19 protein-coding genes are annotated in these 10649 nt (G+C 58.6%); 13 read left to right on the forward strand and 6 right to left on the reverse strand.

Annotated features, from left to right (window positions below; genetic code table 11):
- Positions 1-77 precede the first annotated feature (77 nt).
- The 6 genes from A7D21_RS32940 to A7D21_RS32960 form a co-directional block, all read right to left on the reverse strand.
- Entirely contained in the window at positions 78-440 is a 363-nt protein-coding gene (locus A7D21_RS32940; protein WP_069553752.1) for a hypothetical protein, read from the reverse strand.
- A gap of 373 nt (positions 441-813) precedes the next feature.
- Complete coding sequence (locus tag A7D21_RS32945; RefSeq protein WP_069553740.1) at positions 814-1029, reverse strand: hypothetical protein; 216 nt, start codon at positions 1027-1029, stop codon at positions 814-816.
- Positions 1016-1192, reverse strand: a complete 177-nt coding sequence (locus A7D21_RS36000) for a hypothetical protein (RefSeq protein ID WP_171902664.1) — start codon at positions 1190-1192, stop codon at positions 1016-1018. Before A7D21_RS36000 ends, A7D21_RS32945 begins: the two co-directional genes overlap by 14 nt.
- 2 nt (positions 1193-1194) lie before the next feature.
- Complete coding sequence (locus A7D21_RS32950) at positions 1195-1629, reverse strand: tellurite resistance TerB family protein (protein ID WP_069553741.1); 435 nt, start codon at positions 1627-1629, stop codon at positions 1195-1197.
- 370 nt (positions 1630-1999) lie between these two features.
- Positions 2000-2251 (reverse strand): DUF1654 domain-containing protein, encoded by a 252-nt coding sequence (locus A7D21_RS32955; protein WP_069553742.1) that lies wholly within the window; start codon positions 2249-2251, stop codon positions 2000-2002.
- Between the two features lie 156 nt (positions 2252-2407).
- Positions 2408-3061, reverse strand: a complete 654-nt coding sequence (locus A7D21_RS32960) for a LexA family transcriptional regulator (protein ID WP_069553743.1) — start codon at positions 3059-3061, stop codon at positions 2408-2410.
- A gap of 87 nt (positions 3062-3148) precedes the next feature.
- Here A7D21_RS32960 and A7D21_RS32965 point away from each other — a divergent pair, with 87 nt between their 5' ends.
- The 13 genes from A7D21_RS32965 (at position 3149) to A7D21_RS33030 (ending at position 10472) form a co-directional block, all read left to right on the forward strand.
- Entirely contained in the window at positions 3149-3364 is a 216-nt protein-coding gene (locus A7D21_RS32965) for a YdaS family helix-turn-helix protein (RefSeq protein WP_069553753.1), read from the forward strand.
- A gap of 46 nt (positions 3365-3410) precedes the next feature.
- Positions 3411-3875 (forward strand): phage regulatory CII family protein, encoded by a 465-nt coding sequence (locus A7D21_RS32970; protein WP_256556945.1) that lies wholly within the window; start codon positions 3411-3413, stop codon positions 3873-3875.
- 70 nt (positions 3876-3945) lie between these two features.
- Complete coding sequence (locus A7D21_RS32975; protein WP_256556943.1) at positions 3946-4689, forward strand: phage antirepressor KilAC domain-containing protein; 744 nt, start codon at positions 3946-3948, stop codon at positions 4687-4689.
- An 11-nt stretch (positions 4690-4700) separates the two neighbouring features.
- Complete coding sequence (locus A7D21_RS32980) at positions 4701-5462, forward strand: helix-turn-helix domain-containing protein (RefSeq protein ID WP_069553755.1); 762 nt, start codon at positions 4701-4703, stop codon at positions 5460-5462.
- Positions 5459-6148, forward strand: coding sequence for a replication protein P (locus A7D21_RS32985; RefSeq protein WP_069553745.1), 690 nt, complete (start codon positions 5459-5461; stop codon positions 6146-6148). Before A7D21_RS32980 ends, A7D21_RS32985 begins: the two co-directional genes overlap by 4 nt.
- Positions 6149-6346: 198 nt before the next feature.
- Entirely contained in the window at positions 6347-6655 is a 309-nt protein-coding gene (locus A7D21_RS32995) for a DUF1364 domain-containing protein (protein ID WP_069553747.1), read from the forward strand.
- A complete protein-coding gene (locus A7D21_RS33000) occupies positions 6652-7947 on the forward strand; it encodes a site-specific integrase (RefSeq protein ID WP_069553748.1) in 1296 nt (431 codons plus the stop codon). The genes A7D21_RS32995 and A7D21_RS33000 overlap by 4 nt, the downstream gene beginning before the upstream one ends.
- Before the next feature lie 5 nt (positions 7948-7952).
- Entirely contained in the window at positions 7953-8273 is a 321-nt protein-coding gene (locus tag A7D21_RS33005; RefSeq protein ID WP_069553756.1) for a hypothetical protein, read from the forward strand.
- A gap of 3 nt (positions 8274-8276) precedes the next feature.
- Entirely contained in the window at positions 8277-8630 is a 354-nt protein-coding gene (locus A7D21_RS33010) for an antiterminator Q family protein (protein ID WP_065870011.1), read from the forward strand.
- 232 nt (positions 8631-8862) lie between these two features.
- The gene (locus A7D21_RS33015; RefSeq protein ID WP_069553749.1) at positions 8863-9246 is read left to right on the forward strand and encodes a hypothetical protein; all 384 of its coding nucleotides are present in this window, start codon (positions 8863-8865) and stop codon (positions 9244-9246) included.
- Between the two features lie 123 nt (positions 9247-9369).
- Positions 9370-9741 carry a chemotaxis protein gene (locus A7D21_RS33020; RefSeq protein ID WP_047711381.1) on the forward strand — a complete coding sequence of 124 codons (372 nt, stop codon included), beginning with the start codon at positions 9370-9372 and terminating at the stop codon, positions 9739-9741.
- Positions 9741-10058, forward strand: a complete 318-nt coding sequence (locus A7D21_RS33025; RefSeq protein WP_069553750.1) for a hypothetical protein — start codon at positions 9741-9743, stop codon at positions 10056-10058. The genes A7D21_RS33020 and A7D21_RS33025 overlap by 1 nt, the downstream gene beginning before the upstream one ends.
- Positions 10059-10076: 18 nt before the next feature.
- Positions 10077-10472 carry an HNH endonuclease gene (locus A7D21_RS33030; RefSeq protein ID WP_069553751.1) on the forward strand — a complete coding sequence of 132 codons (396 nt, stop codon included), beginning with the start codon at positions 10077-10079 and terminating at the stop codon, positions 10470-10472.
- Positions 10473-10649 lie beyond the last annotated feature (177 nt).

Genomic DNA, 10649 nt, shown 5'->3' on the forward strand with positions numbered 1-10649 from the left:
GGCACTAAAGTAGGCGTCCAGTTGTTGGTTCAGGTTTTCGATGATCGAATCCCGAGGGTTGGGCATTGGCACGCCGATCATTGCTGCGCACCGTAGTAGGCGAACACCGCGAGCATGACGGCGAAGCCAACCGTCCAGCGCAGCACCAGGCGCCCGAAACGGCGCGATGTCGCCTTGGCGGAATCGAAGAAGTCGGCGTTGCGCTCAAGCTGCTCTGCGTACTGGCAGGCGCCGTCGTGCCCGGTGCGCGCGCCGCGGGAAACGCCGGTAGAGCGCTCCACCACATCGAACAGGTTCTTGCCGAGCGGCACCACGTTGAAGCGCGGCACCCTCACTGGCTCTTCTCGACCGATCTTCATGTACATCTCCGAGGTGGAAAGCGAAACCCGTTCCCGCAGGGCCTGCAGAACGGCTTGGCTTTGTTGGATGGCTGGGTTCATGCCGACTCCTTGGTTGTGGTTGCGTTTATTCGTCAGCATCCTGACCGCCTGCTGTTTGCCGTTGGGCGCAGGGGAGGGTGCTGACGGATAAAGGCGAGGCGTAAAAAAGCCCAGTCGAAACCGGGCTTTTGTTGCGTGACATATGCCCCCATACGTCAACGCTGGTCGTTTTGGGTTCGCTTTGATTTACATGGCCGCCAATCCTCCGTGTTGAGATTCAGGTGTTCGGCAATTCCGAACTACTGGGCGCACTGCTTTTGATGACGCGACTATCGCAGCGCTCACCCGTCGCACGGGTGGATGCAGGTGGCTGGCATTGCCAGGTGTTCGTCCGCATCCCGCTGCCCACTCGTTGAATGGACAGAAGTGATGCTTAGCGCTTGGCGTTCAACAATCGAGTGAGCAGCCAGCCAATCAAGATGAACACGATCACTACCACGGCAACTGCCAAACCACCCCAAAACGGCATGGTCACGTACCACCACGACCAGTCGATATAGCCTGTGAGCTTTAGGCCGACGAACAAGACCCCGAGTAAGCCCAGGATGCCGATGCCGCCACTGGTGCTTGAACTGCTACTTTGCTTCATGAGATTTCCCCTTGCCGGCCATCAGCACCACCAGCAGCAAAGCGACCAGTACCAGGTCGCCAACCATTGATAAGATGCGGCTTGCCGAGTCGACGAAGACAACGCCACCGGCGAGCCCGTAGGCCGCCAGGGAGCGCGCTTTGTTGCTGAGCCTGCCCAACATGGTTACAGGTGGTCTTTCAGGTTCAGGCCGAGCAGCTTGGCGCTGCGCTCCAGTGCGACCATCTCGGCGGGTTCAATCTCGCCGTCGGCCTCGGCCACCGTCAGCATGACGTTGAGAACGGTCAGCGCTTCGGCCGGGGAGTGGGCCAGGTCGCCCAGTTCTTTCTCGGCGTTCTGGCGGAGAATGCGAGCGCCAGACTTGAAGTCGGTCTTGGCGCGGTCGATGGTGTTAGAGAGCTCGGCGCCGAAGCCCTGGAGCGCAGGGTTGTTGCTGAGGATGGTTTCGATCTTCGACAGCTCGCTTTCTTCCAGCTCGCCATCGGCTGCCGCAACGTAGATCGAGCCGTACACCACTGCTTCCATCAGGTCGCGGTTTGCCAGCTTGGCGACTGCCGCACGAGCCTGGCCGGATTTTTTACCGAACAATTTGCCTAACATGGTCATTCCTCTGGGTTGGGTTACATCCCGCTGCACCCTGTCGCCAAGGTGCAGCAGTGATGCTGTCCGTCCAATTGCCGCCGGAAGTGGCGGGGCGCATTGCATGCCGGGTCATTCACTCGGTTCTGGCGTTTCACCATCGAGCAGCCGTACAAGGTTTTCCCTGTCGTTGGCAGGCTTTCGGGCCTGTCTGCTCGCCGGTCGCCGGTAGAGGCAATGCGGTCTTTTTTTTGTTGCGCTGACTGTTAAAGAGCGATGCCGGTTATGTGTCGGCATGGGCAAAATATAGGTGTGCACATATTCTGTGTCAATGGGTAAGCCCATATATTTTCCCTTGGGTGATAAAAAGCCCGCTAAGTGCGGGCTCCGCTTACAGGTCGATGTATCTCTTCCAGCTAATCCTTACGCTACCTTCGGCCAAGCGCTCGACGGTGATTCCGTCAGTCTCGTCAAATTCCTGGAGAACTTGATCCCAGGCATCAGGGGATTCATCTTCACGCCTGAGGATGGTGACTGCTTGGACCTTTTGCACGCCGGGGTCGGAGACCATGCGTTGAATCCGCCGGCCAACCTGCTCGTAGGAGTTGGGTGTAAAGGTAGTGCTGGTTGTGCAGATACTCATGCGCTTCTTCCTTGTTGTTACTGTATGGATAGACAGTATTTGATCCATAAGGAAACGGCAATACGGAAGGAGTACATTTGTACTCTTTCTTTTATGAGGCCAAAAAAAACCCGCTATCTGCGGGCTCATTTATTTGCTGGTTCGGCAAGAGAGGATCTACAGTTTCCCGCTCATCCTTACCGCAACGCCAATGATCCGGCACTGCTCATCGCACTCGACCATTTTGTAGGCTGGGTTCAATGGCTTCAGATACCGTATGCCGCCGTCTTCTACGAGCTTCTTGAACGTCGCCTCGTTACTGGCTGGAAGTTTGGCAATCACAAGCTTGCCGGGCTTCACGTCCGCCTCCGTGTCCACGAGGATCATCATCCCCTCGGGTACGCTGGTGCCTGTCGGCGCCGTCATAGAGTCGCCTTTGACTTCGAGCCAGAATGCAGGGCCCTTTGAGTCGTAATCCGAGATCTCATACCTGTCAGAAAAACCGTCTGGGTATGGCTGAACTGCTTCCTCCCAAGACCCAGCAGAGACCCAGCTGATGACGGGGTATCGATAGAGCATCTCAGGCTGAACAACGTCTTTCACGTTGGACGGCTCCGCATCGGCGGACACCATCGGCCCAGTACCGCTCTCGATCCATATGGCCGACACGCCACACGCCTTCGCAATCGAGGCGTTATAAGACGATCGCTGGGATCTACCTCGCTCGAGATCAGAAATAGATGCCTGGTCGATGCCAACAACCTTCGCTAGCTGAGCTTGGGTGAGGCCTGCGTGGCGCCGAGCGGCTTTGATTCGTTCTTTATATTCCATCCCCCGATTATTACTGGTGCACCCATACCGTTGCAAAGTGGTATGCCCATGATCTACGATATGGGTATTCACATACGGAGGGGCAGCATGAAGACCATCTTTAAAGACCTCGTTGCCTTCTTCGGGACGCAAGAAGTCACCGCCGAGAAGCTCAAGGTCGATCAAAGCACAGTTTCTGGTTGGGTCCGGGGTAAGCACGGGATGTCTCCTGTCATTGCCAAGCGGGCCGAAGATTTGACCGGCGGGTCGTTCAAGAAAGAAGACCTTTGCCCCGCTTTTCCTTGGGCCGAAATGGTGGCCTGAAGCGACTCCGCTGTCGCTCCGGTCCTTGGGAAACATTTTGCAACGCGTGATGGCGCTCAGCCACATAAACATTTTCGAGGTTTTACGGATGCAGGACTTTCTGAACGCTTGCGACATGGTTGTGGAAGAGGCTGATACGAAGAGCCTGGCAACTCTGCTGGGAATGCCACCGGTAAGCCTGCTTCAGCGCGCCAACGCGAACTACGACGGCGCCTGGTTCAACGTGAAACACATGTACGCGCTGCTTCTGCACACGCAAGACATGCGCCCGCTGTCTGCATTGGCTGGCGAGTTCGGTTATTCGATCTTGAAAAAAGACCAGCCTGCAGCCCTCGGCATTCATGAGGCCCTAGGTCGCGCAACGCTGGAGTTCGCCGAAGTCACCGTCGAGACCCATGCCGCGATGGCTGATGGTCGTGTTGATCAGGTGGAGCGCGCCCGGATCTTGAAAGAGATCGCTCACGCCGAGGAGGCGCTGGCGCAACTGAAGGCATCAATAAAAGTCGCCTGAATCGCAGGCACAAAAAAGCCGGGCTGCAACCCGGCTCTTTCAACAACTTGTAAAACACAGTGGGGCCATTATGAACATGACATCTACCCCTGGCAATACCCCTAGTGTCGCGACACTTTTTGCGAGTGATGAAAAAGTGTCACAACACAAAATGTCTTCCCGAGAAATTGCCGAGTTGACCGGGAAGCGCCATGACAACGTCAAGCGCACGATCGATTCTTTGGTGGTGGATCGGGTTATTGATTTTCCTCAAGTTGAGGAAAACCCCGCAAGCCTTGGTCGGCCAGGTCGGCACTACCTGATTGGAAAGCGCGACAGCTTTGTCGTAGTCGCCCAACTCAGCCCTCAATTTACCGCAGCGTTGGTGGATCGCTGGCAAGCGCTGGAGTCCACGCTGATCGGGCGAATCCAGGTACCTACCAGCTTCTCCGAAGCGCTGCGCCTCGCGGCTGACCAGGCTGAACAAAATCAACAGCTTCAGCAGGTCATCCAACAGCAGGCACCGAAGGTTCAGGCTCTTGCGCGTCTGGCCGGCACCCACGGCTCTGTCTGCATCACCACGGCCGCCAAGCAGCTCGGTGTGGGTCCTCTAAAGCTCTTCAAGTGGCTCAGCGACAACCGCTGGATCTATCGCCGTGCGGCGTTCTCGGCCTGGTCTGCGTATCAGTCCCGTCTCACCGCCGGCCTGCTTGAGCACAAGCTGGTCAAGGTGGGGGAGGGCGCCGAAGAAGACCTCAAGGTAGTCGAGCAGGTCATGGTCACCCGCAAAGGCATCACCACTCTTGCCGAACAAATCCAAGGAAACTCGCTGTGAGCGTTCAAGCAATGTCCTGGGCGCTCTCTCTGCCCGTTCAAACCCTCAAAGACTCAAGCGCACGCCATGTGCTGCTGTGCCTGGCCAACTACGCAAGCTCGAATGGTGTTGGCGCCTTCCCGTCAGCCAAGACCCTGACTGATGACACTGGTTTGTCCGAGCGAACCGTCCGCATCAAGCTCGACTTGCTGGAAGAGGTAGGCCTGATTGTTCGTGGTAATCAGGCCTTAGCTGCCGTGTACATCGATCGCCATGACCGACGGCCAGTTGTGTACGACCTGATGCTCAAGCGGGGTGCAGTAGCTGCACCCCGCACTGATGCAACGGGGTGCAGCCTTGAACAGAACGGGGTGCAGCCTACGACAGAACGGGGTGCAGCCACTGCACCCAATCCATCACTTAACCATCAAGGAACCGAAGAGCAGCAGCAGCGCGAAATTGCTGAGTTGATTTCTGAGCAGGATCGCCAGGCTCTGGAGGCGCAAGACGACCGCCAGCGGTTCGCGATGTTTGCCGCGTTCGAGCCCCCAATGCAGGCGCTGCAAACCCAGCTGAAAATCGCCGGACTTCCCGCTGATGCCCTTACGCCAGATCTGCTATCCGGCTTCAAGGGGTTCTTCGTCGCCAAAACAACCGTTCTCGATACCTCCGGTGGCTGGTGTTTCAAGTTGGCAGGTTGGATCAAGCGAGAGCGCGCCCAGGCCTCCGGCACAGCGAGCACCGAAGAAGGCTCGGGCGTTGATGACTGGTCATCGAAAGGAGTACGACTGTGAATCGAGCAGGCAAGCCTGTCGCTGTGGGGGAGTTGGTTGCTCGCCGCCGGTCAGATCCGACCTATCAGGGTCCCGAACAATCTCTAGCTGTGGTCACAGTTGATCCTTCAACCCGGGCGGTTATTGACGACCTGTTCCTTCGGTTGCGTGGGGCATGCGGCGCCTGGCGACAGTCCTGGCCCACCGAGGCCGTCATGAACGCCTCTAAGCTTGAGTGGCTTGGCGAGTTCATGCGCTCAGGCATCAGCCGTATGGAGCAGATCGACCACGGCATGAGGGTAGTGAGTGCGAGCAAGTCAGCTTTTGTGCCGGCCCCTGGCGTTTTTGTCAGCTGGTGCTTTGCACCTGAAGGCTTGGGCCTTCCGAGCGTCGAGTCTGCTTACGCTCAGGCGCTCCGCAATTGCCACCCAGCAATGCGCAACTGTTCGAAGTGGTATCACCCAGCCGTCTACCACGCAACTGCTGCCGCCGGCTTCCATAGTCTGCCGTTGCTCTCCCGTGAACTGGGTCTGGCGAGCTTTGAAAAGCAGTACCTAAACCAATGCCGTCGAATTTGGCAGGGCGAGAGTCTTGAGCCCGTTCCGGTTGCCGAGCTTGCTGCGCCTAAACCAAAAATCACCCCCGATGTTGGCAATAGGGCCCTGGCCGAACTGCGCGCATGCCGCGCCGGAGGTTCCCGTGGCTGATCGTCTCCTGGCAACGCCCGAGCCTCACCTGTACCCATACGCGGTCTTTTGCTGCTCGTTCAAGTTCGACCTTGGCGGCACTCCTGACCACGCCATGGCGCTTTTCGCTGACCGCAACATGGCTGCTCGATACGGCTGCGGGATGTGGCCTGAGACGTACCAAGTGATTGATTTGCGTACATCCCAGAGGGTTGCCCCATGACCCGCCAGACCAAGCTGACCAAGGCCGCGCGCGGTCGAGACTGCCAGGTCCGTCTGCCGGGCTGCCCAGGCGATACCGAAACGGTGGTGTTGGCCCATTACCGCCTGGCGGGGATTTGCGGAACGGGCATGAAGCCACCAGACCTGATCGGGGCCTGGGCGTGCGAGTACTGCCACAGCCTGAGCGATGGCCGCACCAACCGAAACACCCTGGGCATGAGTTACGACGAGATCCGCCTCTATCACGCCGAGGCCGTTCTGCGGACTCAGGCCATTTTGATCAAAGAAGGAAAGGTGATCGCTTGAGCACCCAAATCAAAACCCTGACGGTGAAACTGTCGGATGCCGAGATCGTCCGTAACGCCAAGCTTGAGCATGTGCGCGACCTGCGCGACGCGAGCCATCCGGCGTTGCACTTCCGCTTCGCAAAGAATCGCACCCGTGGCTCCTGGTACTTGCTCAACAAGCGCCAATGGCACCGGCTCGGCGCCTTTCCTGACCTCAACACCAAGCAGGTAATCGCGGCGTTGCCTGCGGTGCGTCTGCGCGTGGCTGCCGACGGCGCTGCCAGTGTTTCGGGCTGGGTGACCGTGGGTGAGCTGCTCGACTGGTACGGCTCCCGCATGGCCAAGTCCAAGGCGCTTTCGGAGAAGCGCCGGGCGGCGATCAAGTCGGCCATCAGCTGCCAGCTCAAGCCGCGACTGGATGATCTGCTGATCGGCGATGTGAATGCGCAGACCCTGGACAAGCTGCTGATGTGGCCAGCCCAGGCGGAACTGTCGCTGTCTTACGTCCAGCAGCTGTACAGGCTGCTCGCCGTGGCGTTCCGGCAGGCCCGCAAGCTCGACCTGATCCCCTCGAACCCGATGGCCGAGTTGAAGTTTGGCAACTTCACCGCGGCGCGCATCATGCCCAAGCCTGCACGCCTTCGTGATGTTCATGTGCAGGACCTAGTGACGCTGCTGGCTGAGCGTTTTGATAGCGCGCCAGGTGACGCCATGCTGGCCCTGATGATGCTGTGCCACGGCACCCGTATCGGTGAGACGCGGCAATCACGCTGGGCAGACATCGCGCTGGCTGAACGTGAGTGGTTCTTGCCGGCAGAGCACACCAAGACCAAGACCGAGTTGCGCGTGCCATTGACTGACCAGGTCTGCGCGTTGCTGGCCCGCTACCGTGATCGACAGGCCGCCCAGGGATACGAAGGGGCTTTCCTGTTCCCATCACGCCGTGGCAAGCCACTGAGCGATCACCAGGCCAGTGCTGTCTTCACTCGGCTGGGGCAGGGCGCCTGGACAAGCCACGACCTCCGCAAGGTGGCCCGCACAGCCTGGACCGACCTCGGCGTCGATGGGCATATCGGAGAGATGCTGCTGAACCACTCGCTGGGCAAGATCGCCTCTACCTACATCAACACCCAGGCCAAGGAGCAACGTCGCCTGGCCCTGGTGAAGTGGCACAACTGGTTAGATGGGCGTGGCTTCAAGGCGATTCACGCGCAGACAGGCGTTAGATATGAAGATTCGCAAAACCTCGTAGACGCCTTGAACGGCGGGGCCTGCGAGCCTGATCCGCAATTTGTTAAGGGCGAGGTTTAAAAATGATGAAAAAGAGCAGTGGCCCCGCCTTTGTGCGTTGCCTGATACCGATGACTGAGTGCCCCTCATGTAACGGGGCCGGACTGATCCGCGGCGTGTTCCATCAGCTCGAATGCATCGGCTGCCACTCTTCGGGTTTCGTTCACGCGGAGACGCTTGAGCCTCTTCTGATGCAGGATCTGGTGATCCAGTTGGGGCTGAAACTGCGGAGCGTTCGGGCCGTGGTAAAGGAGCTGGAGTGCGGAGCTAGTCATCAAGGTCAGGCTGCTCAGTACAACCAGAACAACCGTCGCGGCGCCGGCGGCACCAACTACACAGGGGATTGAGCTATGGCCTTCACACCGAGCTTTAAAGAACGCACTGCCGAGGATCTGCTGGAGCATTGGGGTCGCTGGGTTGTACTGGGCTCTGGCGTGTCTTGCTGCGCGTCCCGAGAGAACACCATCCTTTCGCCGATGATCACCGACGACGACGCCCTGATGATCGATGGTCTGATGGGACGACTGCTCAAGCGCTATCCGGAATGCGGCCAGGTGCTGATGAAGTACTACACTACCCGCGACAGCTCGCTGATGGAGGTCGGCAAGAAAATGGGCTTCGGCGAAGAGAAGACGCGCGGGCTCTGGAAGGCGGGTATCGCGTGGATTGACGGGGCTTTAGATATTCGCCGTCAGGCCGCTTGACAGCCCCGGTCCCTGCATATAGATTTCAGTTACTTTGCGGTTTTTCCGCGAGCAAAGCCCGACCCTAGAGTTGGGCTTTTTGCTTTCTGCACTTCCTTGAGCCTCGGCATATGCCGGGGCTTTTTCGTTTTCGGCTCCACCACACCCATTGCTCCGAGCTGGGAGTGCTGCTGGAGCTGATCTACATCGAGGCTCGCCATATCGGCGGGCCTTTTTCGTTGAGGCACAGCAAATGTCCGGCTCTATCCAATCCAGCAACTACGTGCCGGGCGTTTCCGGCTGGGAATTTGACCAGGCCGCTGGCACCTTCGAGATCAACGGTCTCCCAGCTGAGCGTTCGAATGTGATCATCAAGGGCGGAAGATTAGTGATCAGCGAGAACGACACTCCTCGGTGCGTTCTCGACCATCTTCCGGATCTGCATGATGGCCAACAGGTAAAGCCATTCATCGTCGTAGACGGGGTGACATACATCCGCCAGTCATTCATTGATGACGGCACGGTTACTCGCGCCATCATCGCGCAGGAATGTTCGGCGCGCATGACGGCCGATTCTGTTATGAGCGCCAGGGTATCTGCGCTCGAAGCGCAAATTTCGCAGCTTCGCTCCCGCTAATCCCTGGCTCGCCACCATGCGAGCCTTTTCATTTTCGGCCCCGCCACACCCTTCGCACTGAGCGGGGTGTGCCGCCGGGGCTGACCTATTACTGGCCAAGGCCATTTTCTACATGGAGTGACGATGGATCCTACTGACCTCGGCCCAGGCACAGCTACCTGGCTGGGCGGTAGTGCCACTGTCGTTCTGGGCGGGCTGCTCTGGCTTCGCAAGTTCCTGTCTAAAGACGCGACCGATCGGGCCATGGACAACGCCGATATCGGTACGCTGCGCCGTCTCAATGAGCTACTGAACCAAGAGCGTTCGGCCCGTAAAGAAGCTGAGGCCCGCGCCGATCAGTTTGCGAAAGAGCGTAACGATCTCGCCGCTGCGGTTGGCAGGATGGAAGGGAAGATCGAGGCCCTCACCAGCCAGGTCGGCCAACTCACCGAGCGCGTCACGCTGCAGAGCGAAGAGATCCACCGCCTGCGCACTAAGCTTGGAGGTATCGCCTGATGGACAGATGCGCACTCGAGTTCATTGCCCGCCGGTGGTGGAGGCGGGCCGAGGTCTGGGCCATTGCCGTGCTGCTGGTTGGTGGTGGTGCTGTGCTTGGCTATCAGGCTGCGTACTGGGCACTCGCTGATAAGCAGAGCAACCAGATAACAGACATTCGCAAGGCCTACGACACAGCCATGGAAGAGCGGGACAAGCGTCTTGAAGAGCTGACCCGCAAGACTGGCACCGCTGCCGACAAGGCATCGAAGGCAGCAACAACTGCAGCTAAGGCCGCAGACAAGGCAGACGAAGCGCTTAGTCGCGCGGCTCAATAAAACGGAGTGGATGCGGTTATGCCTTTGAGGCCAAAGAAGCCATGCAACGCGCAGGGCTGCAATGTCCTTACCCGCAACCCTCGTTACTGTGATGACCATGCGGACATCGGCAAGAGTGCCGAGGCCAAGCGCAAGGAGCGGCAGCGTGAGACCAGCGCGCAGCGCGGTTACAGCTATAAATGGCAGCAAGCGCGCAAGGCGTACTTGGCCAAGCATCCGCTCTGTGTCGAGTGCGAGCGCCAAGGTCTCGTGGTAGCGGCCACTGACCTCGATCACATCGTCGCTCACAAAGGTGACAAGGCCGTGTTCTGGGATAGCTCGAACTGGCAAGCCCTTTGCCACCCTTGCCACAGCAGGAAGACGGCGTCTGAGGACGGCGGCTGGGGCAATCCATCGAGAAGTCGTGCAAATTGACCGGAAATCACGCTCAAATGATCGTGATTCTCATTTGGGTATGGGGAGGGTCAAAAGTCTGGGGGTTTTGTTAGCTAGACCGTCCCCTTGGCCTTTTTCTTACACCCGCGAAATTAAAAATTCAGGAGTTGCGCGATGGGAGGCACCGCCACGGTCGCCGGCCGTGGTCGCAAACCT

Source organism: Pseudomonas sp. AP19, assembly GCF_001728855.1.
GTDB lineage: Bacteria > Pseudomonadota > Gammaproteobacteria > Pseudomonadales > Pseudomonadaceae > Aquipseudomonas > Aquipseudomonas fluorescens.